Genomic DNA, 24,688 nt, shown 5'->3' on the forward strand with positions numbered 1-24,688 from the left:
GGTACAAAGGTTCCGCCCTCCGCCGCCTGATGATCCGTGCCGGAAGACGTCAGGATGGCCCCGGGACGATCCGGAGAACGGGTGCCCCGGGGTAGGGAACAATGGAGGGATGGCCGACACCACCCAGGGCACAGACACGCCCTCCCCCCAGCCCGTTTCCGTACCCGACAAACCAGCCCTCGAGGGCCTCGAGGAGAGGCTGTCCCGCCAGTGGCGCGAGGACGGCACCTACACCTTCCGGCGCGACACCACGCGCGAGCAGGTGTACTCGATCGACACTCCCCCGCCCACGGCGTCGGGCTCCCTCCATGTCGGGCACATGTTCTCCTACACGCAGACCGACGTGATGGCCCGCTTCAAGCGCATGAACGGCGCCAACGTGTTCTACCCGATGGGCTGGGACGACAACGGCCTGCCCACCGAGCGCCGCGTCCAGAACTACTACGGCGTGCGCTGCGACCCCTCGGTGGCCTACGACGCCGACTACCGGCCGCCCGCCGAGCCGGCGAAGAACCAGCGCGACTTCGACGCCGTCTCGCGCCGGAACTTCATCGAGCTCTGCGAGGAACTGGCCGTCGAGGACGAGAAGGTCTTCGAGAACCTCTTCAGCACCCTGGGCCTCTCGGTCGACTGGGACCTGACGTACCGGACCATCGACGACACCTCCCGTGCCGTGTCGCAGCGCGCCTTCCTCGAGAACCTGAAGGCCGGGGACGCGTACCTCGCCGAGGCCCCGACCCTGTGGGACGTCACCTTCCGCACCGCCGTGGCCCAGGCGGAGCTGGAGGACCGTGAGCAGCCCGGTGCGTACCACCGGATCGCCTTCCACCTGCCGGACGGCGGGCAGGTCCACATCGAGACCACCCGGCCCGAGCTCCTCCCGGCGTGCGTGGCGCTCGTGGCCCACCCGGACGACGAGCGGTACAAGCCGCTGTTCGGCACCACGGTGACCTCGCCCCTGTTCGACGTCGAGGTGGAGATCAAGGCGCACCCGCTCGCGAAGCCCGACAAGGGCAGCGGCATCGCGATGATCTGCACCTTCGGCGACCTCACCGACGTCACCTGGTGGCGTGAGTTGCAGCTGCCCACGCGCGCCGTCGTCGGCAGGGACGGACGCCTCCGCTCGGAGACGCCGGAGTGGATCGCCACCGACGGCGCGCGTGAGAGCTACGGGCAGCTGGCCGGCAAGACGATCTTCAGCGCCAAGGAGGCCGTCGTCGCGATGCTCCGCGAGAGCGGGGACCTCGAGGGCGAGCCGACGAAGATCATGCACCCGGTCAACTTCTACGAGAAGGGCGACAAGCCGCTCGAGGTGGTGACGAGCCGCCAGTGGTACATCCGGAACGGAGGGCGTGACGCCGCCAAGCGCGAGGCGCTGATCGCGCGCGGTCGCGAGATTGACTTCCACCCGGCCTTCATGCGCTCGCGCTACGAGAACTGGATCGAAGGCCTGAACGGCGACTGGCTCGTCTCCCGCCAGCGGTTCTTCGGCGTGCCCGTCCCCGTCTGGTACCGCCTCGACGCCGACGGCGAGCCCGAGTACGAGGACCCCATCCTCCCCGCGCTCGAGGCCCTGCCCGTGGACCCGGCCGCCGACCCGGCGCCGGGCTTCGAGGAGTCCGCCCGGAACCGGCCCGGCGGCTTCATCGGCGACAGCGACGTCCTGGACACCTGGGCGACGTCGTCCCTCACCCCGCAGATCGTGGGCGGCTGGGCGCGCGACGAGGACCTCTTCAGCACGGTGTTCCCGTTCGACCTGCGCCCGCAGGGGCACGACATCATCAGGACCTGGCTGTTCTCCACCGCCGTCCGCGCCGACGCCCTGCAGGACTCGGTGCCGTGGAAGCACGCGGCGCTCTCGGGCTGGATCCTCGACCCCGACCGCAAGAAGATGTCGAAGTCCAAGGGCAACGTGGTGGTCCCCACCGACGTCCTGGAGCAGTTCGGCGCCGACGCGGTCCGCTACTGGGCCGCCTCGGCGAAGCTCGGTGCGGACACCGCGTACGAGGTCAACCAGATGAAGATCGGGCGCCGCCTCGCCATCAAGCTCCTCAATGCGTCGAAGTTCGTGCTGAACCTCGGGGTCACGGATGCGTCCGTCGGCGAGGGGTCGCTCGGGCGGGTCACGGAGGCACTGGACCTGGCGCTGCTCGCGCAGCTGCGCACCGTCACGGAGCAGGCCACGGCCGCGTTCGAGAAGTACGACTACGCGCGGGCCCTCCAGCTCACGGAGTCCTTCTTCTGGACCTTCACGGACGACTACGTGGAGCTGGTCAAGGACCGCGCCTACGGCGATGCGGGCGACGCGGGGACGCAGTCGGTCCAGACCGCCCTGGCCACCACGCTCGACGCCCTGCTGCGGCTCTTCGCGCCGTTCCTGCCGTTCGCCACCGAGGAGGTGTGGAGCTGGTGGCGCCAGGGATCCGTGCACCGCGCGGCCTGGCCGAGCGCCGGGTCCCTCGCCGGGCTGCCCGGCACCGCCGATGCCGGCGTCCTCACGACCGTCGCCCTGGCCCTCGGAGGCATCCGCAAGGCGAAGTCCGAGGCGAAGGTCAAGCAGCGCACCGAGGTGGAGACCGCCGTCGTGACCGCGCCCGCCGCCCAGGTGGACCAGCTGCGGGCGGGTGTCGCGGACCTGCTGGCGGCCGGCAACGCGAAGGACCTCCGGTTCGCGGAGGGCGACGGCCCGCTGGCCGTCTCCGAGGTGGAGCTCGTCCCGCAGCCCGAGCAGTAGCCGGCCGGCAGCCGGTGGAATGCAGAAGGGACCCGCTCGGACGAGCGGGTCCCTTCTGCATCCCTGGGGTGCCTAGTCGAACGCGGGGCTCTCCGTGCGGGAGCGCTTGAGCTCGAAGAACCCGGGGAACTCCGACATCAGCACGGCGCCGTCGAAGATCCGGCCGGCCTGCTCGCCGCGCGGGATCCTAGTGAGCACCGGGCCGAAGAACGCGGTGCCGTTGAAGGCGACGACCGGCGTCCCGACCTCGTCGCCGACACGGTCGATGCCGTCCTTGTGGGAGGCGCGGAGCTGCGCGTCGTACTCGTCCGTGGTCGCGTAGCGCACGAGCTCGGCCGGCAGGCCGACCTCGTCGAGCGATTCACGGATGACGACGTCGAAGTCCCTGTTCTGGTCGATGTGGATGCGGGTGCCCATGGCGTCGTAGAGCTTCTTGACGTACTCGCCGCCGTGCAGCTCCGCCGCGGCGATGATGACGCGGACGGGGCCCCAGCCCCGATCCATCAGGGACCGGTACTCCTCCGGCAGGTCGCGTCCCTCGTTCAGCACGGACAGGCTCATGACGTGCCAGTCCACCGAGATGTTCCGGACCTGCTCGACCTCGCCCATCCAGCGCGACGTGATCCAGGCGAAGGGGCACAGGGGGTCGAACCAGAAATCGGCCTTCTCGACGGTGGTGGACTCGCTCATGCAGTACTCCTTGGGGTCGTGGACAGGCCTCTGGCCTTTCCCGGTGCAACCCCCGCCGCGCGCGCCGTATTCCGGGCGTCATGCCAGTGCTGCGGGTGCACCCGAATTGGTGCGGAGCCGTACGAGGCGGTCTAATGGGAGGACACGACCAGTCGACGGTGCCTGGCGCTATCCCTGCGTCGCCATCCGGCTGGAGGAGTCCGCACCGGCCCTCCCGGTGCCCGAAGGGATGAACTCTTGCAGCACGACCGGACCGACAAGCACACCGAGAACCACGCCGAGAACCACAGCGAGAACCACGCCGAGACCCATGACATGTGGCTCGAGCGGGAGGAACTCGCCGAGGCCATGATCCCGCTGATCGGGCGCCTGTACCGCACCAACAACGTGGTGACGAGCATCCACGGGCGCAGCCTGATCAACAAGTCCACGATGAGCATCCTCAAGGCGCACCGCTTCGCACGGCGCATCACCACCGAGGCCCTCCGCCTCGAGGACACCGCCCCCCTGCTGCGGATTCTCACCGACCTCGACCTCGGGGCAGCGGCCATCGACATCGGGCGCCTGCGCAACGCCTACGACCGCGCGGTCGGCGCCGGGGACGGGCGCACGCTCGAGGAGTTCGTCCGCGCGGAACTGGCCGACATCGTGGGAAAGGGCGGAGCGGACGAGCGCACCAGCACCGACGTCGTCCTCTACGGATTCGGCCGGATCGGCCGGCTCGTGGCCCGGCTGCTCATCGAGAAGGCCGGCGGCGGCCACGGGCTCAGGCTCCGCGCCGTCGTGGTGCGCCGCGGCTCCGACAACGACCTCGTCAAGCGGGCCAGCCTGCTCCGCCGCGACTCCGTCCACGGGCCCTTCGAGGGGACCATCCAGGTCGACGAGGCGACGAACACCATCACCGCCAACGGCATCCGGATCCAGGTGATCTACTCCGACGACCCGGCGTCCATCGACTACACCGCCTACGGCATCCGCGACGCCCTCGTGGTCGACAACACCGGCCGCTGGCGCGACGAGGCGGGCCTCTCCCAGCACCTGCGCAGCACGGGCGTTGCCAGGGTCCTGCTCACGGCCCCCGGCAAGGGGTCGCTGAAGAACATCGTGCACGGCATCAACCACGGGGCCATCGAGGACGGCGACCGGATCATCACGGCCGCGTCCTGCACCACGAACGCGATCACGCCCGTCCTGAAGGCCATCAACGACCGCTTCGGCGTGGTGCACGGTCACGTGGAGACCGTGCACTCCTTCACGAACGACCAGAACCTGATCGACAACTTCCACCGCGGCGACCGCCGGGGCCGGTCCGCGGCCCTGAACATGGTCCTCACCGAGACGGGGGCCGCGACGGCCGTGGCCAAGGCCCTCCCGGAGCTGGCCGGCAAGCTCACGGGCAGCTCCATCCGCGTCCCCACCCCGGATGTCTCCATCGCCATCCTGAACCTCGCCCTCGAACAGCCCACCACCAGGGACGAGGTCAACGAATACCTGCGCGAGATGTCCCTGCACTCGACCATCCGCAAGCAGATCGACTACATCGCCAGCCCCGAGGTCGTCTCCACCGACTTCGTCGGCTCACGCCGCGCGGGCATCGTCGACGGACTCGCGACCATCGCTGACGGACACCACGCGGTGCTCTACGTCTGGTACGACAACGAGTTCGGCTACAGCTGCCAGGTGGTGCGCGTCATGGAGGAGATGGCCGCCGTCCACCCGCCCAGCTACCCCGCCGTGGACACCGGGGGGGAGGTCTCCGCCGGCCGGTAGCCCTCCTCCAGAGGAGGCCCGACGCAGGAAGGGCCCGGCCGCACGGCCGGGCCCTTCCTGTGCTGCGGGACTGTCAGGCGGACTTGTTGCGCCGCTTGGCGACCACCTCGTGCGAGATCAGCGTGGGCTCCGCGCGACGCCCGACGACATCGTCCGTGATGACCACGGTGGCGATGTCCTCGCGGCTCGGGAGGTCGAACATGACCGGGAGGAGGACCTCCTCCATGATGGCGCGGAGACCGCGCGCGCCCGTGCCACGGTCGAGGGCGAGATCGGCGATCGCCTCGAGCGCCTTCGGTTCGAAGACGAGCTCGACGCCGTCGAGCAGGAACATCTTCTGGTACTGCTTCATGAGGGCGTTCTTGGGCTCGGTGAGGATCTGCATGAGCGCAGGACGGTCGAGGTGCGTCACCGTGGTGATGACGGGCAGGCGGCCGATGAACTCGGGGATCAGCCCGAACTTCAGCAGGTCCTCCGGCATGACGTCGCCGTAGCTGACCTCTTCGTTCTTCAGCGAGCTCAGCGGCGCGCCGAAGCCGATGCCCTTGCGGCCGGCCCGTGACCCGATGATCTCCTCGAGCCCCGCGAAGGCACCGGCGACGATGAACAGCACGTTGGTGGTGTCGATCTGGATGAACTCCTGGTGCGGGTGCTTCCGCCCGCCCTGCGGCGGCACCGAAGCGACCGTGCCCTCGAGGATCTTCAGCAGCGCCTGCTGGACGCCCTCGCCGGAGACGTCGCGCGTGATCGACGGGTTCTCGCTCTTGCGCGAGATCTTGTCGATCTCGTCGATGTAGATGATGCCCTGCTCGGCCTTCTTGACGTCGTAGTCCGCGGCCTGGATGAGCTTCAGGAGGATGTTCTCGACGTCCTCGCCGACATAGCCCGCCTCGGTGAGGGCTGTCGCGTCGGCGACGGCGAACGGGACGTTCAGCCGGCGGGCGAGCGTCTGGGCGAGGTAGGTCTTGCCGCAGCCCGTGGGGCCGATGAGGAGGATGTTCGACTTCGCGATCTCGACGTCCTCGGTCTCGGCCGCGTCGGCGAGGGTCCCGGCGGCGCGGGGGCCGTTGCCGGACTGGATGCGCTTGTAGTGGTTGTACACGGCGACCGCGAGGGACCGCTTCGCCGGCTCCTGGCCGACGACGTACTCCTGCAGGAAGTCGAAGATCTCGCGGGGCTTGGGCAGCTCGAACGTGCCGAGATCCGCCACCTCGGAGAGCTCCTCCTCGATGATCTCGTTGCACAGGTCGATGCACTCGTCGCAGATGTACACGCCGGGACCGGCAATCAGCTTCCGTACCTGCTTCTGGCTCTTCCCGCAGAAAGAGCACTTGAGCAAATCGGTGCTCTCACCAATGCGAGCCATGGTTCAATCCCCTTAGATATTACACGATTGCTATGACCACTCTAGGCCACATGGCCTCGGGGGCCAGTATCAAAATGCCCGTGGTGCCTTGAGGCGCCACGGGCGGTGATGCGGCCGGAGGACGCGGCCGGCGGTCGCATGGACCGCCGGCCGCGCCGTCCCGACTACGGGGTGTTGATCTTCGGCGGGGTGATCTTGCGCGAGTTCAGGACCTCGTCCACCAGGCCGTACGCGACGGCATCGGCGGCGGTGAGGATCTTGTCGCGCTCGATGTCGAGGTTGACCTGCTCGGGCGTGCGGCCCGAGTGGAGGGCCAGGGTGTCCTCGAGCCAGGTGCGCATGCGCATGACCTCGTTGGCCTGGATCTCCAGGTCGGAGGCCTGGCCGCCCTGTCCTCCGGAGAGGGCGGGCTGGTGGATCAGCACGCGTGCGTTCGGCAGGGCGAGGCGCTTGCCCGGCGCGCCGGCGGCGAGCAGGACGGCGGCGGCACTCGCTGCCTGGCCGAGGCAGACGGTCTGGACCTCGGGCCGGATGAACTGCATGGTGTCGTAGATCGCCGTCATGGCGGTGAAGGAGCCACCGGGCGAGTTGATGTACAGCGTGATGTCGCGCTCGGGGTCCGTGGACTCGAGCACGAGCAGCTGGGCCATGACGTCGTCCGCGGACGCGTCGTCGACCTGCGTGCCGAGGAAGATGATGCGGTCCTCGAACAGCTTCGTGTACGGGTCCTGGCGCTTGAAGCCGTAGGGCGTGCGCTCTTCGAACTGGGGCAGGATGTAGCGGCTCGTGGGGAGGTTGCGTGCGCTGGATCCCGCGGCTGCCTGGAAATCGTGGTTCATGGTGTCTCCTGTAGGACGACTGGTAGGAGTGGGGCTGCTGCGCGGACTACGCGGTCTGATCCGTCTGGTCGGTGCCGCCGCCGCCCGCGACGGACCCGGAGTGCGCCGAGATGTGGTCGAAGAACCCGTAGTCGAGGGCTTCCTGGGCCGTGAACCACTTGTCGCGGTCGTTGTCCTTGAGGATCGTCTCGACGGTCTGGCCCGTCTGCTCGGCGGTCAGCTCGGCCATGACCCGCTTCATGTGGAGGATGAGCTCCGCCTGGATGCGGATGTCGGTCGCCGTGCCGCCGATGCCGCCGGAGGGCTGGTGCATCAGGATGCGTGCGTGGGGGGTCGCGTAGCGCTTGCCCTTCGTGCCCGAGGACAGCAGGAACTGGCCCATGGACGCTGCGAGGCCGGTGGCCACGGTGACGACGTCGTTGGGGATGAACTGCATGGTGTCGTAGATGGCCATGCCGGCCGTCACGGACCCGCCGGGAGAGTTGATGTAGAGGTAGATGTCGCGCTCCGGGTCCTCGGCGGACAGCAGCAGCAGCTGGGAGCAGATGGCGTTCGCGTTGTCGTCGCGGACCTCGGAACCGAGCCAGATGATGCGCTCCTTGAGGAGCCGGTTGTAGATGTACTCGTCACGACCGCCCGCTTCGGGGCCTGCCATGCTCGGGGTGCGTGGTTCGGTTGTCATGGGACGTTGACCTCTCACTCTGGCGGGTGGTGCCTCGTCGGCCTACCCGTCCTTTTGTCTCTTCTTGGACACTAACCCGCTGCCCGGCCGATTTGCTCCCACGCGGGGAACTGTTCGCTGACGGCGCACGGTGGCCACGACCGTCACCGCGTGCTCCGCGCGGGCACGCCGCGCCGCCGTTCCGGGGCTTAACGCGGCAGCGGTGCCGCGCCCGAAGGCTGCGGCACCGCTGTCGGTGTGGCTGGTCCTACTCGGCGGCCGGCTTCTTCCGCGGGGCGCGCTTCTTCTTGGGCGCCCCGGCGGCCTCCGGCTCCTCGGCCGATCCTGCGGGCTCTGCCGCGGCATCGGTCGACTCGGCCGTCTCGGGCTCCGCGGTGGGTGCCTCGGCGGTGGCCGACTCGGCGGTCTCTGCCTCGGTGGTGCCGGCGTCCGTCGCCTCGATGTCGCCGGCGGCGTCCTGCCCGGTCTCGACGTCGTCGACCTGGAAGGTCTCGGCCTCGTCGCCCGCGGGGCGCACGAACTCGCTGAGGTCGACGGTCGCACCGTTGGTGTCGGTGACCGTGGCGTACTCGAGGACCTTGGCGAGGGCCTTGCGGCGGCGGACCTCTCCCACGATCATCGGGACCTGCCCGCTCGAGTCGAGCATCTGCGCGAACTGGTTCGGTTCCATGCCGTACTGGCCGGCGGTCGAGACGATGTAGTCGATCAGCTCGCTCTGGCTGACGCCGACCTCTTCCTTCTCGGCGACCGCGTCGAGGATGACCTCGTTCTGGAAGGCGCGCTCGGTGTTGGTGCGGACCTCGGCGCGGTGCTCCTCGGTGTCGTGGTCCTCGCCGGCACTGTGGGCGTTCTCGCCATTGAAGTGCTGCTCCAGCTGCTCCTCGATGACGCTCTCGGGCACCGGCACGGCGACGAGCTCGACGAGCTTGTCCAGCACCTTGTCCCGCGCCTCGACGCCCTGGTCCATGAGCTTGGACTCGGAAGCCTGCTTCGTCAGGTCGGCGCGCAGTTCCTCGGCGGTGTCGAACTCGCTGGCGAGCTGGGCGAACTCGTCGTCGACCTCGGGCAGCTCGCGCTCCTTGACGGCCTTCACGGCGACGGTGACCTGTGCGTCGGCACCGGCGTGCTCACCGCCGGCCAGCTTGGTCTCGAAGGTGGCGCTCTCGTCCGTGGACAGTCCGGTGACGGCCTCGTCCATGCCCTCGAGCATGGTGCCGGAACCGATCTGGTAGGACAGGTCCTGTGCCGAGTCGACCTCGACGCCGTCGACCGACGCGGTGAGGTCGATGGTGAGGAAGTCGCCGTCCTGCGAGGGGCGGTCGACCGTGGTGAGGGTGCCGAAGCGGCCGCGCAGCTCGTCCATGGCCTTCTGGATGTCCTCGTCGGACGCCTCGACGGGCTCGACGGTGACGTCGATGCCCTTGTAGTCGGGCAGCTCGATCTCGGGGCGGATGTCCAGCTCGACCGTGAAGGTCAGCTGGCCGTCCTTCTTCGCGGGGTCGGGGACCTCGGTGATCTCGACCTCGGGGCGGCTGAGCGGGCGGATGCCCGTCTCCTGCACGGCGCTCTGGTAGAAGCCGTTCAGGCCGTCGTTGATCGCGGTCTCGATCACGTAGCCGCGGCCGACCCGCTGATCGATGAGCTGCTGGGGGACCTTGCCCTTGCGGAAGCCTGGAACCTGGACCTGGGTGGCGATGGTCTTGTAGGCCTCGTCGATGCTGGGCTTCAGTTCCTCGAAGGGGACCTCGACGTTCAGCTTCACCCGGGTGGGGGAAAGGGTTTCAACAGCGCTCTTCACAGCGTAGGACTCCTGGGATGATTGGGATTGGTTCTGCAGCGGAGGCACTTTCCTCATCACACGACAGAGTCGGGGTGACAGGAGTTGAACCTGCGACTTCCTGCTCCCAAAGCAGGCGCTCTACCAAGCTGAGCTACACCCCGTAAGTGCGAGTGTCAGTCTACGCACCTTTACGAGAACCACGCACATTTGGCGAACGCGCGGCGGCTGTGGTGTAGTTGTAGGCGTTCCACGAGGGTCCACGAGGCCCCGCTTCGGGGATGTAGCTTAATGGTAAAGCCTCAGTCTTCCAAACTGATTACGCGGGTTCGATTCCCGTCATCCCCTCTGTCCCCGGCACCCGCCGGACCTCCACCCGAACCCCCGAGTCCGGGTGTTCCGCTTTAATGCGCAGGTGGTCCTCAGTCGGCCTGGCACTGCGGGCACCAGTACACGGTCCGCGCCGCCATGTCGGCGGTCAGGATCGGCGTCGCGCAGCGGCGGCACGGGAGGCCCGTCCTCTTGTACACGTAGTTCGGCGCCGACCTCTTGGGCCTGCCGTTCCGGGCCTCCGCCGTCGTCGTGATGATGCGGCCCTCCCGCACGCCGTCCTTCATCAGGCGCACCGTGTCCGCCCAGAGACCGGCGGCCTCGTCGTCGCGGAGCTGCTTCCCGGGGCGCCACGGGTTGATGCCCTGCAGGAACAGCACCTCGGCCCGGTAGATGTTGCCGATCCCCGCGATGACCGCCTGGTTCATGAGCTGGATGCCGACCGGGGTGATGCTCGCCATGACCTTGCGGGCGAACACGGTGCCGTCCGAGGCCGGCTGCAGCGGATCCGGGCCGAGCCGGGCACGCGCGGCCTCCTCCTCCGCGCCGGTGATGACCTCGCACGCCGTCGGTCCGCGCAGATCCGCCCAGCCGTGGGCCGACACGAGCCGGACGCGTACTGCTCCGACGGGGTCGGGCGGGCCGCCGTAGGCTGCGGGGTCTCCACCCTCGGCGGAGGGCTGCTCCGACTCCCCCACCCGGCGGGGTGCGCCGATGCTCGACGCCCCGCGGAAGGTCTCGTCGCCGCCGAAGCTCCACGCGCCGTACAGCCCGAGGTGGACCCTCAATACCCGGTCACCGTCGAACCGCAGGAACATCTGCTTGCCGTGCGCGAGGGCGCTCAGCAGCGTGCCGCCGTCGAGCAGTGCCGCGCCGGCGGCGAAGCGTCCCTGCGGGCTGGACACGGCGAGCTGCTCGCCGACGAAGACCGAGGTGAACTGCTTCGCCAGCCGGTGGACCGAGTGGCCCTCAGGCAAGAGTCCCCGTCTCCTCGAACCGGGCGATCTGCGCGATCCGGCGGCTGTGCCGCTCGGCGCCGCTGAACGGCTCGGCGAGGAACGCCTCGATGATGGCCGTCGCCTCCTCCACGGAGTGCTGGCGGCCGCCGACGGCCACGACGTTCGCGTCGTTGTGCTGGCGGGCGAGGCGTGCGGTGTCGAGGTTCCAGGCGAGGGCCGCCCGTGCGCCCTGCACCTTGTTCGCGGCGATCTGCTCGCCGTTGCCGGAGCCGCCGAGGACGATCCCCAGGGCCTCGGTACCGGCGGCCCGCTCCGCGACGACGGCCTGCGCGGCGTGGATGCAGAAGGAGGGGTAGTCGTCCTCGGGGTCGTACGACGCCGGGCCGTGGTCGACGACGTCGTACCCGGCCGCCGTGAGGTGCGCGAGCAGGTGGGCGCTCAGCTCCATGCCGGCGTGGTCAGTGGCGAGGTGGACGCGCATGGACATCTGTTCCTTCGGGACGGCGCCGGGGGCCGGCGGTTGGTGGGGGGTCGCGTGCCCGGCAGGGCAGGACGCGTCCCAGCCTAGTCCGCCCGGATGGCGCCCGGATGACCGCCGGTGCGAGCGGCGGCACCTGGCGGAATGAGAGAATCTAAGCGCCGCGTAGTCCACATCACATGTGCGGCCCCCGATTCCCACCCTGGAGGCGATCCTTGCCCGGTCTGAACCTGACGCGCGACGAAGCACGTGCGCGCGCCGATCTGCTCACCGTCCACTCCTACGAGGTCACCCTCGACCTGACGCGCGGCGAGCGCGTCTTCCGGTCGACGACGGTCGTCTCCTTCGACGCCGAGCCGGGAACGGCGACGTTCATCGACGCCGTGACGGACACCGTGCACCGCGTCGAACTGAACGGTGTGCCGCTGGACGCCGCAGCGGTGTCCGACGGCGTCAGGATCCAGCTGCCGTCGCTGGCCGCGAGCAACCGGCTCGTGGTCGAGGCGGACATGCCGTACATGAACACCGGCGAGGGCCTGCACCGCTTCACCGACCCCGTGGACGGGGAGGTGTACCTGTACACCCAGTTCGAGGTGCCCGACTCCCGCCGCGTCTTCGCCGTCTTCGAGCAGCCCGATCTCAAGTCGACGTTCCGCTTCACCGTCACGGCGCCGTCGCACTGGGACGTCATCTCCAACAGCGCGACGCCGGAACCCGTGCAGGCCGGAGCGGACGGCACCGCCGGCGCCGCGGCCTCCACCTGGGCCTTCGAGCCGACGCCCGTCATGTCCTCGTACGTGACCGCGCTGATCGCCGGGCCCTACCAGTCCGTGCGCAGCGAGCTCACGAGCTCGGACGGGCGGACCATCCCGCTCGGCGTCTTCGCCCGGAAGTCGCTCATGCAGTACATGGACGCCGAGAACATCTTCGCGCTCACCCGCCAGGGCTTCGCGTTCTACGAGGAGCAGTTCGGCGCGCCCTACCCGTTCGAGAAGTACGACCAGCTGTTCGTGCCCGAGTTCAACGCCGGTGCGATGGAGAACGCGGGGGCCGTCACCTTCGTCGAGACCTACGTCTTCCGGGGCCGGGTGCCCGATGCCACCGTCGAACGGCGCGCGATCACCATCCTGCACGAGCTGGCCCACATGTGGTTCGGCGACCTCGTCACCATGCGCTGGTGGAACGACCTCTGGCTCAACGAGTCCTTCGCCGAGTTCATGTCCACCCTCGCCGCCGCCGAGGCCACGGAGTTCGAGCAGGCGTGGACCACCTTCGCGATCCTGGAGAAGGGCTGGGCCTACCGCCAGGACCAGCTGCCCTCCACCCACCCCATCGTGGCGCAGATCGACGACCTCGAGGACGTGCAGGTCAACTTCGACGGCATCACCTACGCGAAGGGCGCCTCGGTGCTCAAGCAGCTCGTGGCCTGGGTGGGCCAGGAGGAGTTCATGGCGGGCGTCCGCCAGTACTTCGCCAAGCACTCCTGGAAGAACACCGAGCTCGTGGACCTCCTGTCCGAGCTCGAGGCCTCCAGCGGCCGCGACCTGAAGGCGTGGTCGGCGCTGTGGCTCGAGACCGCCGGCGTCAACACCCTCCGCCCCGAGATCACCACGGACGACGACGGCACCATCACCGCCTTCACCATCGTGCAGACGGCCGTCGAGGAGTTCCCCACCCTGCGGCCGCACCGCCTCGCAGTCGGCTTCTACGATCACGACGACAGCGGCGCGCTGGTCCGCGTGCACCGCCTCGAGCTCGACGTCGACGGCGAGCGCACCGACGTCCCCGATCTCGTGGGACGCACCCGGCCGCTCCTGGTCCTGCTGAACGACGACGACCTCGCCTACGCGAAGATCCGGCTCGACCCGGCGTCGCTGCGGGCCTCGGTACGCCACGTCAGGGACTTCGAGGACTCCCTCCCCCGCACGCTCGTCCTCGCCTCGGCCTGGGACGCTGCGCGCGACGGCGAGACGCCCGCCCGCGACTACGTGGAGCTCGTGCTGCAGAACGTGGGTGCCGAGTCGGACTCCTCCGTGGTGCTCGTGCTGCTCCGGCAGCTCGCCTCGACCCTCGCGTTCTACGTCGACCCCGCGGACCGCGAGGCCATGGGCGATGCCGCGGCGGACAGCCTGCTCGAGCTCGCCCTCGCCGCCGAGACGGGGTCCGATGACCAGCTGCAGTTCACGAAGGCGTTCTCCGCGCACGCCCGCACGGCACCCCAGCTCGACACCGTCCACGCGATGCTCACCGGCGCGGACGTGCCCGAGGGCCTGGCCGTCGACCAGGACCTGCGGTGGGAGCTGCTGACCAGCCTTGTGGCCGGCGGCCGCGCGGGGGCCGCCGACGTCGAGGCCGAACTGGCCCGGGATTCGACCGCGACCGGCGAGCTCGCGGCGGCGGGTGCCCTCGCGGCCCTGCCGACGGCGGAGGGCAAGGAGGCTGCGTGGACGGCGCTCGTCGACGCCGCCGACCTGCCCAACGCCACGCAGCGCGCCATGATCGTCGGCTTCACCCGCGTGCACGACCGGGAGCTGCTCGCACCGTACGTGGAGCGGTACTTCGCGTCGCTGCGGCAGGTGTGGGAGACCCGCACGCACGAGATCGCCCAGCAGATCGTCGTCGGCCTGTACCCCTCGCTGCAGACCTCGCAGGAGACCCTGGACCGGACGGACGCCTTCCTCGCCGAGCTCGGCACCGAGGCGCCCTCGCTGCGCCGCCTGGTGCTCGAGAGCCGCGACGGCATCGTACGCGCCCTCAAGGCGCAGGCCGCCGACCGGTAGGGGAACCCGGGGAGGGCCGCTGCGGTCCTCCCCGGGTGCGCGCGTACTAGGGTCGAGGCATGAATCTGCAGGAACACTCCTACGCGGCGCGGATCCGCTGGACGGGCAACCTGGGCACCGGCACGGCGGGCTACCGCGCCTACAGCCGGGACCACGAGGTGGACGTGGAGGGCCCGGGGCGCCTCCTCGGCACCGCCGACCCCACGTTCCACGGGTCGAAGGACCGGTGGAATCCCGAGCAGCTGCTCCTGACCGCCGTCGCGCAGTGCCACATGCTGTCCTACCTGCACGTCGCCGTGAAGGCGGGCGTGGTGGTCACCGGGTACAGCGACGAGGCGACCGGGACGCTGCATCTCAACCCGGACGGCAGCGGCGAGTTCACCGGCATCGTGCTGCGCCCCCGCGTCGAACTGCAGGACCCGGGGCAGTCGGACCTCGCGGACTCCCTGCACGCCGAGGCGAACCGGCTGTGCTTCATCGCCCGGTCGCTGGCCTTCCCCGTCCACCACGAACCCACGTCGGGGGCACCGCTGTAGCCTGTTAAGGCATCCCCGCGCCACTGTGCCCTCGTGGCGGACGTCCCGGATGCCTGCCTGAAAGTGACCCCTCATGACATTCCTCACCCCCCTCGGCTTCGGCGGCCAGGTGATCATGGCACTGATCATCCTGGTCGGCGCCCTCCTGCTGTGGCTCGTGGTCCGCTACCTGATCGCACGGTCCGTCGCACGCGTCCAGAACGGCTACAGCGTGTTCAAGAAGCCCCACTTCAAGTGGGCCCAGCCCGCGCTCCGCCCGTTCGACAGTGCCCGGCGGGTGCAGCGCGCCGAGACCATCGGCGGCCTGCTCTCGAGCGTCGCCGCCGTGACGATCGCCGTCATCGCGATCCTCATGGCCATCGAGACCCTCGGCTTCAACATCGGGCCGATCCTCGCGAGCGTCGGGATCGTCGGTATCGCCATCGGCTTCGGCGCCCGTGAGGTCATCCGCGACGCCTTCCTCGGCTTCTTCATCACCATCGAGGACCAGTACGGCATCGGCGACACCATCGAGGTCGGCGACACCGTGGGCGTGGTGCAGTCGCTGGGCCTGCGCATCACGCGCATGGTCGACGAGCACGGCGCCATCTGGTACGTGCGCAACGGCGACATCACCAAGGTGGGCAACCGCTCGCAGGGCGACTACGTCGCTCCCCCGGCCGTACCCGCCGCCACCGCGGAGGACCGGGCATGACCGGCGAGCAGCCGCCCGGCGGCGCCACGCCCGACCGCGCGACCCCCGACCCCACCACGCCGGACACGACCTCGCCCGACCCGGCAGCGATCCTCCCGTCGCCGGCGTCGCCCCCTCCCTCGGCCTCTCCCTCGGCCCCGGCGTCCCCGGCCGGAGCGCGGACGGCCCTGCCCGTCGAGCGGCTCGTCGCAGCGGGGCAGGGCTTCAGCCAGCCCCAGTACACGGACAACTTCTACGAGACGGTGGGCGGGCACGCGACGTTCGTGAAGCTCGTCGACGCCTTCTACGACGGCGTCGCCGACGACGAGGTGCTGCGCCCCATGTACCCGGAGCAGGACCTCGGACCGGCGAAGGAACGGCTCCTGCTGTTCCTCGAGCAGTACTGGGGCGGACCGAAGACCTACGGTGAGCAGCGCGGCCACCCGCGGCTGCGCATGCGGCACATGCCGTTCCGGGTGGGGCCCCAGGCGCGGGACCACTGGCTGCAGCACATGCGCGCGGCCGTGGACTCCCTGGGACTCGCTCCCCTGCACGAGGCGACCCTGTGGGACTACCTCGACCGGGCCGCGCACTCGATGGTCAACTCCGCCGACTAGCCCGGCGGCGCCCGCCGGGCGCCCGTATGCCGGCGTCCCCTCCGTCTCGATCGGACGACGGCCGCGGCCGTCCTCGTCAGAGGACGGCCGCGGCGCGGACGAGGATGTGCCCCCGGGCGGTACTCACGCGGGACCAGCGGCCGTTGACGTGGATCGTCGCAGCGGCATCGGGGGCGAGGAAGCCCAGGCTGAACGCGCCGAACGCGGCTCCCGCAGGCACCGGGCCGGCCGCGCCGCCGAGGGGCCGGCCCCAGACGGCGGCCCGCGCACTGCTCACGAGCGGTGCGCCGGCGCGATCAGGCAGGCTTCGGGCCACCTCGGCGATGCCGTCCCTCGCCGCCCGGTCGAGGTCGGCGCACGGCACCTCGCCGGCGGGCGTCCAGCCGGAGCGGGGCGGAAGGATCCCTGCCCAGGTCCCGGTGACCGGGACCGTCGGGACCGGGAACACGACGTCGTCGACGGACATGCGGGCGAGCCTGTCGAGGACCGACCCCAGCGAGACGGTCACGTCCACGTCCGCCTCCTCCCTGAGCGCCATCGTGCGGAGCCCGAGCACGGTGGGCAGCGGCTCCCCCAGCACCGTGGGACCGAGGGTCCGCACGTAGGCCGCCGCCACGCGGCCCACGCCCACCAGCCGCATGCCGCCGTCGTCGCTCGCCCGGGCTCGCGCGGTGAAGGTGCGGAAATCCGCCACCGACTGCGCATCGGCGAACCGAAGCTCCGAGGACCCCACGCCCATCCCTACTTCCCGCGGGCGCGGCGGAACGGGACGGCCGGCCCCTGCCAGGACAGCAGCACATCCTTCTGGGCGTCGGAGAGACGCACGGGCCGCCCGGTGGACCTGCTGACCAGCACCATGGTGGTCGCGGCGAGTGCACTCGTGGTGCTGCCCTCGGCGTCCACGCGGTCCCGGACGGCGTAGCCGAGCTCGAAGCTCGACCCGCCCACGGACGTGACCCAGAGGTCCACCGCAGCGGGGCAGGTGCTGAAGTTCAACGGCGCACGGTACTCGATCTCCTGGCGCCCCACGAGCGTGTAGTGGTCCGGGTCGATCAGGTCCATGAACGAACCACCGGGCCGGGACCCGCTCATCAGGTGCACGCGCGCGTCCTCGAGGAACTGCAGGAACCGGACGTTGTTCACGTGGCCGTACGAGTCCTCGTCGCCGAAACGCAGGTGAAGGGGGAAGGTGTTCACGGGGGGCATGATGCAATCCTCTCAGGGAATCGCCGGGGCTCCGGCCTGCGGTCGCTCCTGCGGTCGGGCTGCGCGTGGTTTTGAGCAGGGCGGATGCGTCCGTCTAGTGTCGGACGTAGCCGTTCCCGCTTCCGTCGACACCGCAAGGACCACGATGACCGATCAGCCGCACGAGGCCGCCGCCGCGGCGCCCCCGACCGATCCGACGCAGGCGCTCCTCGGCCTGCTGGACCTCAGCAGTGCCGAGGGGGCGCAGACCGACGAGGAGATCTTCGTCGGCTCCTCCGCCCGCCAGCCGGGACGCCGTGTCTTCGGCGGCCAGGTGCTCGCCCAGTCCCTGATCGCGGCGATGCGGACCGTCGACGCGTCGCGCGACGTCCACTCCATGCACGCCTACTTCCTGCGCGCGGGGGACTCGGACCAGCCGATCACGTTCGGGGTGCAGCGGCTGCGGGACGGCAGGTCCTTCTCGGCGCGCCGCACGCACGCCTACCAGAACGGCGTCCCGATCCTGTCGATGATCGCGTCCTTCCAGACCCCCGACGAGGGGATCGTGCACCAGGACACCATGCCCACCGGCATGCCCGATCCGGAGAGCCTGCCGACCACCGCCGATCTCCTCGGCCGGCTCGACCATCCCGTCGCCCGGGCATGGGCCTTCGAGCGTCCCTTCGACATCCGGCACGTCGACGCCCCGCTGTACCTGACCAACGAGGGCTCCCGGGAGCCCCGGAACGCCGTGTGGATGCGGAGCCTGGGACCGCTGCCCGACGATCCGGACCTCCACCGCGCGGCCCTCGCCTACGCGAGCGACTACACCCTGCTCGAACCGATCCTCCGGCCCCACGGGCTCAGCTGGATCCAGCCGGGCATGAGCGTCGCCAGCCTCGACCACGCCATGTGGTGGCACCGCCCCGTGCGCGTCGACGAGTGGCTCCTGTACGTCCAGAGCTCGCCGAGTGCATCCGGTGCGCGCGGCCTGGCCGCGGGACGCATCTACAACCGGGAGGGCGAGCTGGTGGCGAGCGTGGCGCAGGAGGGCATGATCCGCATCCCGCCGGCCTGACCGGGCCGCGTCCGGGCGGATCCCGGACCATGGAAGAGGGACACGGCATGCGCCGTGTCCCTCTTCCTGCATCAGGTCCTGTGCATCACAACCTGCGCAGCACGACCTGTGCCGCGCCGCTAGTCGCGGGTGAGGCGGCGGTGCGTGACGCGGTGCGGCTTGGCGGCGTCGGGTCCGAGGCGCTCCACCTTGTTCTGCTCGTAGGCGTCGAAGTTGCCCTCGAACCAGTACCAGGCGTCCGGGTCATCCTCGGTGCCCTCGTAGGAGAGGATGTGCGTGGCCACCCGGTCGAGGAACCACCGGTCGTGCGAGACGACGACGGCGCAGCCGGGGAACTCGAGCAGCGCGTTCTCGAGGCTCGAGAGCGTCTCCACGTCCAGGTCGTTGGTCGGCTCGTCGAGGAGCAGCAGGTTGCCACCCTGCTTCAGCGTCATCGCGAGGTTCAGGCGGTTGCGCTCACCGCCGGAGAGCACCCCGGCCTTCTTCTGCTGGTCCGGTCCCTTGAAGCCGAACGCCGACACGTAGGCGCGCGACGGCATCTCGACCTGACCCACCTGGATGAAGTCGAGGCCGTCCGAGACGACCTCCCAGAGGCTCTTGTTGGGATCGATCCCGGCGCGGGACTGGTCGACGTAGGAGATCTTCACGGACTCGCCGATGCGCAGCTCGCCGCCGTCGAGGGGTTCGAGACCCACGATGGTCTTGAACAGCGTGGTCTTGCCGACGCCGTTGGGACCGATGACGCCCACGATGCCGTTGCGGGGCAGCGAGAAGGACAGCCCGTCGATGAGGATCCGGTCGTCGTAGCCCTTGCGCAGGTCGCGGGCCTCGATGACCTGGCTGCCGAGCCTGGGGCCCGGCGGGATCTGGATCTCCTCGAAGTCGAGCTTCCGGGTGCGCTCAGCCTCCGCAGCCATCTCCTCGTAGCGGTTCAGGCGCGCCTTGGACTTCGTCTGGCGGCCCTTGGCGTTGGACCGGACCCACTCCAGTTCCTCGGTGAGGCGCTTGGAGAGCTTCTGGTCCTTCTTGCCCTGGACCTCCAGGCGTGCGCGCTTCTTCTCCAGGTAGGTGGAGTAGTTGCCCTCGTAGGGGTACAGGTTGCCGCGGTCCACCTCGGCGATCCACTCAGCCACGTGGTCGAGGAAGTAGCGGTCGTGGGTCACGGCCAGGACGGCACCGGCGTAGGACGAGAGGTGCTGCTCGAGCCAGAGCACACTCTCGGCGTCCAGGTGGTTGGTGGGCTCGTCGAGGAGCAGCAGGTCCGGCTTCTGCAGCAGCAGCTTGCAGAGCGCCACCCGGCGTCGCTCACCACCGGAGAGGACGGTGACGTCGGCGTCCGGCGGCGGGCAGCGCAGGGCGTCCATGGCCTGCTCGAGCTGGGAGTCGAGATCCCAGGCGTCGGCGGCATCGATCGCTTCCTGCAGCTTGCCCATCTCGTCGAGCAGCTTGTCGAAGTCCGCGTCCGGGCTCGCCATCTCCTCGGAGATCTCGTTGAAGCGCTGGATCTTTCCGTAGATCTCGCCCACGCCCTCCTGGACGTTGCCGAGCACGGTCTTCTCCTCGTTCAGGGGCGGTTCCTGCAGGAGGATGCCGACGCTGTAGCCGGCGCTCAGGCGGGCCTCACCGTTCGAGGGAGTATCCAGGCCGGCCATGATCTTCAGGATGGTGGACTTGCCGGAGCCGTTCGGGCCGACGACGCCGATCTTCGCGCCCGGGAAGAACGACATGCTGACATCGTTGAGGATGACTTTGTCACCGACGGCCTTGCGGGCCTTGGTCATTGTGTAGATAAATTCCGCCATGTCCCAAGGCTAGTGGGTGCTCAGGGTGTTCTCACACTCTGACCGCTGGTCACCGCTGGTCGCCGACGAAGCACCGGCCCGACGCCAGCGCCGGCAGCACCACGACCGACACGACGCCCTCGCGCACCTCCCCGAACACGCAGCGCCCCTCGAGGAGGCCGGCGCCCTGGATCGCGTCGACGTCCAGACCGGTCGGGGTCCTGTCGACCGTCACCTCGACCGTCTCCGCCGCGGCGCCCGACGCCGCGAACCCCTGCTCGATCGCGCCTCGGACCTGATCACTGGTGACCGCGTCCTGACCCGCCGCGAGCGCCCGCAGCGCGGAATCGACCGCGCCGGACACTCCGGAGAGGTCGTCCTCCGGCGGCGCCGTACCGGCCTGCGGGTCCTGGCCCTCCGGTGGAGGCGCCGTGGTGGCGGGATCACCCGGTTCGTCCGCCGGTGCCGCGGAGACAGCCGGAGTCTCCATGACGGGCGAGGCCGCGCAGGAGCTCAGTGCGAGGAGGACCGCGGCCAGCGCCGCTGCGCCCGCGGTGCGCCGTCGGCCGGTGGTCGGGCGGTCGGGCTGGGCGGGGACGGCGGTGATCACGTGTTCATCCTGCCATGCAGCCGCGGCCCGCCCCGCTGTTTCCGACGCGCGGCGCTTCCGCCCTGCACCGTGTCCGAGGGCAGCCCCTGGTGATCCGCGGGCAGCCGACCGGCCCCGCCCGCGGGCTGTCAGAAAGGAACGCCCGCCCTCTCCGCGGCCTCCTCCTTGCTCGGCCGGTCCGTATGGTCGGCAGGACCGGGCCCTGCCGGATCTGCCGGGTCGCCGACCTCCTCGAAGTCCGCGGCCGGGTCGTACAGCTCGCCGGTCGTGATGTCCATGCCCTCGGGCAGGCCGCCGTCCCCAGCGCCGCCCGGCTGGTCCTCCTGTCCCGTCACGGCCCGCTCGTCCGTGCGGTCCGCCGTCGTCCTCCGGAAGTTCGCCGTCCCCCACATCAGGTCGTGGCCCGCGGTGTCGGCGTCGATCTCCACCGACGTGCCCGTCCGGCCGTCCGCGGTGCTCCACGGCCGTACCCTCAACCGGCCCGTGACGATCACGCGGTCCCCCTTCTTGATGCTGGCCCCGGCGTGCGTGGCCAGCTGCCGGAACATCGACACGGAGTACCAGTTGGTGTGGCCGTCCACCCACGCGTTCGTCTCCCGGTCGAAGCGGCGTTCGGTGGAGCACATGCGGAAACCGGCAATCGCCAGCCCGCTCTGGGCAGAGGTGAGGCGCACATCCGTGGCGACGTAGCCGCGCACGGTGATGGTGTCGGTCATGGGTCTGTCCTTCCGTAGATCGGAGGAGCGGCGAGGTGCGCCCCGGTCAAGCGTGGGCCGGGCAGGTCTCCCCCGCGGGACTAGGGACCTCCTATGTGGACAACCCCGCTCCCCGGGCGCCCCTAGAGCACAGGAGGGCGCGAGCGGAAGTACCGGTGGCGTGCGGATCGATTCTTGGGGCGCATGGTGTCCGGTTCCTAGCATGGAGAGATGGACACGGCAGCACCTACCCGCACGGGGTCGGCACCCGGCACCGACATCCGACCGGACACAGAACCAGCAACAGAACCAGACACAGACCCGGACACCGCAGCACCTACAGAGCCCGATACCGGCGAGCGCGTCATCGCCACCCTCGACGAACTCTGCGAACTCGTGCGCGGGCCCTGGACGGTGTACCTCCGCTACTCCTCCGGCTTCGAGGCCGACAGCGGCGGGACGAGCAGGGACGGCGAGAGCGGACTGGACCTGCCGGGCCTGTCCGTCAACCCGCTGACGCCCGAGCAGTGGTGGACGCGGCCGCTCACGGACTGGCTCGCCCGGCAGGTCTGCCAGTACCGGCATCTGGCGGAGGAGGAGGAAGAGCGCTTCCCGTGGGTGCTGAGGGGCCGGTGCGTGGGCCGCGGCCCCGACTCGGAACCACTCCTCACCGATGTGGTGCCGCTCGGGAGGCTGCACGACGATCTGCTCCAGGAGGCGGGGCGGGTGTACGACGAGAGATTCGACACCGGCAACCGCCCCTAGCCCGGGCGGACGAACAGACAGCGGAGGGCCGGACGCACGGCGTCCGGCCCTCGTACTGTGCCCCCGGCAGGATTCGAACCTGCGACCAGAGGATTAGAAGGCCCCTGCTCTATCCCCTGAGCTACGGAGGCAGTGCGCCCAGTTTACTATGGGCGGTTCCGGCCGCCGGGCCGGTCCGGACTCATTCGTCCCCGGGGAAGCTCACCCTCAGCTCGAGGCGGTGCTGTCCGTCCGGGTCCTGCGAGTAGATCGCCTTGCCGGAGATGCCGCGCAGCCCCTCCGTACCGGAGCCGGGCACGATGTGACCGGAACTGGCCGCCTCGGCGCCCTCCGCGACGCCCCAGTGCTGCACCGTCATCGCCCCGGTGCGCTCGCCCACCGTCCCCACGAACTGCTCGGACGCCACGTACCCGGCGCCGACGTCGTTGCCGGCCATGAGCAGCTCGGCCGTGCTGGTTCCGCTGATCTCGCCTTCGAACACCTTCGCGGCGCGCACCCTCGACAGCTCACCGGTGCTGCCGGGTTCGGTGTAGGGCTCGGCGTCCCACCCGGTGATCTCGAACTCGCCGGTGTACGTCGTCGTTCCTGTTTCAATCATCTGCTCAGTATCGCCGCTCCGCGCCCGTCCCGCATGCCCAGTGTCCTGCACGGCCCGCGGACGGGACCGGCGGAGCACGGGTCAGTGCAGCTGCCCGGGTTCCAGCGGACGGTAGCACTTGCGGAACAGGACCTTCGTGCTGCGGTCCACGAAGACGAGGTACAGCGCGAACGCGAGGGCGACGACGGCGGCCACCTGGCGCGCCATCATCAGGCTGAGGTCGAAGTAGGGGAAGATGTCCAGCTGGTCCGTGATGGCGTAGACCATGAAGAAGGCCACCGTGAAGTAGAGGAACTTCACCTGCCAGTCGTCACGGATGCCGGTGACGGCGAACAGCGGGATCAGCCACACCACGTACCAGGACTGGATCATGGGCGAGAGCAGCACGATCGCGGCGAAGGCGAACGCGAGCCGGCGCACGAGCCGGCTGTGGTCGCCGCGGAAGATCTGCAGCGCGATGATCACCAGGGAGGCCACGCGGGCCAGGGTGTTGAAGGCGTTGGTGATGTCCCAGCCGTTGAGTCCGACGGCGTCGCCGAGGGTCGCGATGACGAGGCCCATGAAGCCGATGGGTGCGTACCAGATCCACACGCTGCCCGGGGTGCTGAGCGCGCCCACCCAGCCGAAGCCGAAGGTGTTGACCATCCCCATGATCCAGAGCATGCCGAGGGACAGCCCGGCCGTGAGGAACCAGTAGAGGAAGCGCCGCGGCCAGGACGCGCCCCTGCCCGCCCACATCAGCCCGACGAAGGGCAGGAAGATCAGCGTGATCGGCTTGATGCCGACGGAGAGCGTGATGAGCAGGATGCCGAGGAGCGGCCGCCGCGTCGCCGCGAAGTAGAGCCCGGCGAGCGCGAGGCCGATCATCAGGGAGTCGTTGTGGATCGCGGCCACGAAGTTGATGAGGAACAGCGGGTTGGCGACGGTCAGCCAGAGGGCGCGGTTCGCGTTGATGGAGTGCAGTTCCGCCAGCTTGGGCACGAAGTAGACGCACAGGGCGACGCCGATGAGCGCGACGACCCGGAACAGGATGATCGAGGTGTCGGGGTGCCCGCCGGTGATCCTGACGATGCCCTCCTCGATCCACAGGAACACCGGGCCGTACGGGGTGGGGCTCTGGGCCCAGAGGTCGTCGGCGCCGATCTGCAGGTAGTTGGAGATCTGCGAGTAGCCGTCCACGTACGGGTTGAGCTTGGCCACCATGACCTGGCCCTGCGCGATGTAGGCGAACACGTCGCGGCTGAACAGCGGCAACGCGGCGGCGAGCGGGATGGTCCACGCGACGATGGCTTTCAGCACGTAGGGGCGGGTCTCGTCCGACCAGCCGTTCAGCCGCTGGCCCAGCCGCAGCCAGGCCCGGATCAGGAGCATGCCGCCGAGCGCGAGCAGCAGCACGGACAGGACAGCGCCCGCGGGTTCGAAGCGCAGCCAGATGATGACGGGGTTCCGCCTCAACTCCGCGGAGGCCAGCGACAGCCAGCCGACGCCGAGGGATCCCATCCACATCAGCAGCGAACCGACGAAGCCCTGCACGACGGCGACGTCGGGGCGGTTCGGGCCCGGCTGCGTCTCGACCTTCGTGAGGGGGACCTGGGCGGGCATCTGGGGATTCCAATCGTCGGCAGGCAGGAGGTCGGCGTCGCATGCCCACGTTCTCGGGCCGCCGACGGGTCGTGATCGGACGGCGGGCACCGCGGTGCCCTGTGCCGGAAGCGGCGGGGGCACCCAGGTCTCCCCGCAGCCCC

22 protein-coding genes and 3 tRNA genes are annotated in these 24,688 nt (G+C 69.8%); 9 read left to right on the top strand and 16 right to left on the bottom strand.

The features are described 5' to 3' along the window. The first annotated feature begins 109 nt into the window (after positions 1 to 109). Entirely contained in the window at positions 110 to 2,734 is a 2,625-nt protein-coding gene (gene valS / locus V6S67_RS10400) for a valine--tRNA ligase (protein ID WP_334210188.1), read from the top strand. A gap of 72 nt (positions 2,735 to 2,806) precedes the next feature. Here valS and V6S67_RS10405 read toward each other — a convergent pair whose 3' ends face one another. Next, positions 2,807 to 3,424 carry a mycothiol-dependent nitroreductase Rv2466c family protein gene (locus V6S67_RS10405; protein WP_334210189.1) on the bottom strand — a complete coding sequence of 206 codons (618 nt, stop codon included), beginning with the start codon at positions 3,422 to 3,424 and terminating at the stop codon, positions 2,807 to 2,809. A gap of 237 nt (positions 3,425 to 3,661) precedes the next feature. Here V6S67_RS10405 and V6S67_RS10410 point away from each other — a divergent pair, with 237 nt between their 5' ends. Next, positions 3,662 to 5,194 carry a glyceraldehyde-3-phosphate dehydrogenase gene (locus V6S67_RS10410; protein ID WP_334210190.1) on the top strand — a complete coding sequence of 511 codons (1,533 nt, stop codon included), beginning with the start codon at positions 3,662 to 3,664 and terminating at the stop codon, positions 5,192 to 5,194. Between the two features lie 73 nt (positions 5,195 to 5,267). On the opposite strand, the gene clpX is transcribed toward V6S67_RS10410, so the two are convergent. The 5 genes from clpX to V6S67_RS10435 all read right to left on the bottom strand — a co-directional run bounded on the left by clpX (position 5,268) and on the right by V6S67_RS10435 (position 10,022). After that, on the bottom strand, positions 5,268 to 6,560 hold the full coding sequence (clpX, locus tag V6S67_RS10415) for an ATP-dependent Clp protease ATP-binding subunit ClpX (protein WP_334210191.1): 1,293 nt from the start codon (positions 6,558 to 6,560) through the stop codon (positions 5,268 to 5,270). A gap of 164 nt (positions 6,561 to 6,724) precedes the next feature. After that, positions 6,725 to 7,399 carry an ATP-dependent Clp protease proteolytic subunit gene (locus V6S67_RS10420; RefSeq protein ID WP_104050586.1) on the bottom strand — a complete coding sequence of 225 codons (675 nt, stop codon included), beginning with the start codon at positions 7,397 to 7,399 and terminating at the stop codon, positions 6,725 to 6,727. A 46-nt stretch (positions 7,400 to 7,445) separates the two neighbouring features. Continuing rightward, the gene (locus V6S67_RS10425) at positions 7,446 to 8,081 is read right to left on the bottom strand and encodes an ATP-dependent Clp protease proteolytic subunit (RefSeq protein ID WP_334210192.1); all 636 of its coding nucleotides are present in this window, start codon (positions 8,079 to 8,081) and stop codon (positions 7,446 to 7,448) included. A 247-nt stretch (positions 8,082 to 8,328) separates the two neighbouring features. Next, positions 8,329 to 9,879 (bottom strand): trigger factor, encoded by a 1,551-nt coding sequence (gene tig, locus V6S67_RS10430; RefSeq protein ID WP_334210193.1) that lies wholly within the window; start codon positions 9,877 to 9,879, stop codon positions 8,329 to 8,331. A 69-nt stretch (positions 9,880 to 9,948) separates the two neighbouring features. Next, positions 9,949 to 10,022, bottom strand: a tRNA-Pro gene (locus V6S67_RS10435). A 113-nt stretch (positions 10,023 to 10,135) separates the two neighbouring features. Between V6S67_RS10435 and V6S67_RS10440 the strand changes: the two genes are divergently transcribed. After that, positions 10,136 to 10,206: transfer RNA gene (locus tag V6S67_RS10440), tRNA-Gly, on the top strand. 74 nt (positions 10,207 to 10,280) lie between these two features. On the opposite strand, the gene V6S67_RS10445 is transcribed toward V6S67_RS10440, so the two are convergent. Together V6S67_RS10445 and V6S67_RS10450 are read right to left on the bottom strand one after the other, a co-directional pair. After that, positions 10,281 to 11,165 (bottom strand): Fpg/Nei family DNA glycosylase, encoded by an 885-nt coding sequence (locus V6S67_RS10445; protein ID WP_334210194.1) that lies wholly within the window; start codon positions 11,163 to 11,165, stop codon positions 10,281 to 10,283. After that, the gene (locus tag V6S67_RS10450; RefSeq protein WP_334211570.1) at positions 11,158 to 11,628 is read right to left on the bottom strand and encodes a ribose-5-phosphate isomerase; all 471 of its coding nucleotides are present in this window, start codon (positions 11,626 to 11,628) and stop codon (positions 11,158 to 11,160) included. The genes V6S67_RS10445 and V6S67_RS10450 overlap by 8 nt, the downstream gene beginning before the upstream one ends. A 221-nt stretch (positions 11,629 to 11,849) precedes the next feature. Between V6S67_RS10450 and pepN the strand changes: the two genes are divergently transcribed. The 4 genes from pepN to V6S67_RS10470 all read left to right on the top strand — a co-directional run bounded on the left by pepN (position 11,850) and on the right by V6S67_RS10470 (position 16,231). Then, positions 11,850 to 14,405 (top strand): aminopeptidase N, encoded by a 2,556-nt coding sequence (pepN, locus tag V6S67_RS10455; protein ID WP_334211571.1) that lies wholly within the window; start codon positions 11,850 to 11,852, stop codon positions 14,403 to 14,405. Between the two features lie 59 nt (positions 14,406 to 14,464). Then, complete coding sequence (locus V6S67_RS10460; protein WP_334210195.1) at positions 14,465 to 14,941, top strand: OsmC family protein; 477 nt, start codon at positions 14,465 to 14,467, stop codon at positions 14,939 to 14,941. Between the two features lie 73 nt (positions 14,942 to 15,014). Further along, on the top strand, positions 15,015 to 15,635 hold the full coding sequence (locus tag V6S67_RS10465) for a mechanosensitive ion channel family protein (protein ID WP_334210196.1): 621 nt from the start codon (positions 15,015 to 15,017) through the stop codon (positions 15,633 to 15,635). A gap of 167 nt (positions 15,636 to 15,802) precedes the next feature. Next, positions 15,803 to 16,231, top strand: a complete 429-nt coding sequence (locus tag V6S67_RS10470; protein WP_334211572.1) for a globin — start codon at positions 15,803 to 15,805, stop codon at positions 16,229 to 16,231. Between the two features lie 76 nt (positions 16,232 to 16,307). Here the strand turns inward: V6S67_RS10470 and V6S67_RS10475 are convergent, their stop codons facing one another. Both V6S67_RS10475 and V6S67_RS10480 read right to left on the bottom strand, forming a co-directional pair. Continuing rightward, the gene (locus V6S67_RS10475) at positions 16,308 to 16,964 is read right to left on the bottom strand and encodes a hypothetical protein (protein WP_334210197.1); all 657 of its coding nucleotides are present in this window, start codon (positions 16,962 to 16,964) and stop codon (positions 16,308 to 16,310) included. A gap of 8 nt (positions 16,965 to 16,972) precedes the next feature. Continuing rightward, the gene (locus V6S67_RS10480) at positions 16,973 to 17,437 is read right to left on the bottom strand and encodes an acyl-CoA thioesterase (RefSeq protein WP_334210198.1); all 465 of its coding nucleotides are present in this window, start codon (positions 17,435 to 17,437) and stop codon (positions 16,973 to 16,975) included. 145 nt (positions 17,438 to 17,582) lie between these two features. Between V6S67_RS10480 and V6S67_RS10485 the strand changes: the two genes are divergently transcribed. After that, the gene (locus V6S67_RS10485; RefSeq protein ID WP_334210199.1) at positions 17,583 to 18,494 is read left to right on the top strand and encodes an acyl-CoA thioesterase; all 912 of its coding nucleotides are present in this window, start codon (positions 17,583 to 17,585) and stop codon (positions 18,492 to 18,494) included. A 119-nt stretch (positions 18,495 to 18,613) separates the two neighbouring features. On the opposite strand, the gene ettA is transcribed toward V6S67_RS10485, so the two are convergent. From ettA to ssb, 3 genes are all read right to left on the bottom strand, one after another. Next, positions 18,614 to 20,296: an energy-dependent translational throttle protein EttA gene (gene ettA / locus V6S67_RS10490; protein WP_334210200.1), complete on the bottom strand. Its 1,683-nt coding sequence runs from the start codon at positions 20,294 to 20,296 to the stop codon at positions 18,614 to 18,616. Positions 20,297 to 20,345: 49 nt separating this feature from the next. After that, positions 20,346 to 20,885: a DUF6993 domain-containing protein gene (locus V6S67_RS10495; protein ID WP_334210201.1), complete on the bottom strand. Its 540-nt coding sequence runs from the start codon at positions 20,883 to 20,885 to the stop codon at positions 20,346 to 20,348. 128 nt (positions 20,886 to 21,013) lie between these two features. Continuing rightward, a complete protein-coding gene (gene ssb / locus V6S67_RS10500; protein ID WP_334210202.1) occupies positions 21,014 to 21,601 on the bottom strand; it encodes a single-stranded DNA-binding protein in 588 nt (195 codons plus the stop codon). 210 nt (positions 21,602 to 21,811) lie between these two features. Between ssb and V6S67_RS10505 the strand changes: the two genes are divergently transcribed. Continuing rightward, positions 21,812 to 22,345, top strand: a complete 534-nt coding sequence (locus tag V6S67_RS10505; RefSeq protein WP_334210203.1) for a DUF6098 family protein — start codon at positions 21,812 to 21,814, stop codon at positions 22,343 to 22,345. 58 nt (positions 22,346 to 22,403) lie between these two features. On the opposite strand, the gene V6S67_RS10510 is transcribed toward V6S67_RS10505, so the two are convergent. The 3 genes from V6S67_RS10510 to mptB form a co-directional block, all read right to left on the bottom strand. After that, positions 22,404 to 22,476, bottom strand: a tRNA-Arg gene (locus tag V6S67_RS10510). Positions 22,477 to 22,526: 50 nt separating this feature from the next. Beyond that, entirely contained in the window at positions 22,527 to 22,943 is a 417-nt protein-coding gene (locus V6S67_RS10515) for a DUF3224 domain-containing protein (protein WP_334210204.1), read from the bottom strand. An 81-nt stretch (positions 22,944 to 23,024) separates the two neighbouring features. After that, positions 23,025 to 24,545 carry a polyprenol phosphomannose-dependent alpha 1,6 mannosyltransferase MptB gene (gene mptB / locus V6S67_RS10520; protein WP_334210205.1) on the bottom strand — a complete coding sequence of 507 codons (1,521 nt, stop codon included), beginning with the start codon at positions 24,543 to 24,545 and terminating at the stop codon, positions 23,025 to 23,027. Positions 24,546 to 24,688: the final 143 nt, after the last annotated feature.

This window comes from Arthrobacter sp. Soc17.1.1.1, from assembly GCF_036867195.1.
GTDB lineage: Bacteria > Actinomycetota > Actinomycetes > Actinomycetales > Micrococcaceae > Arthrobacter_D.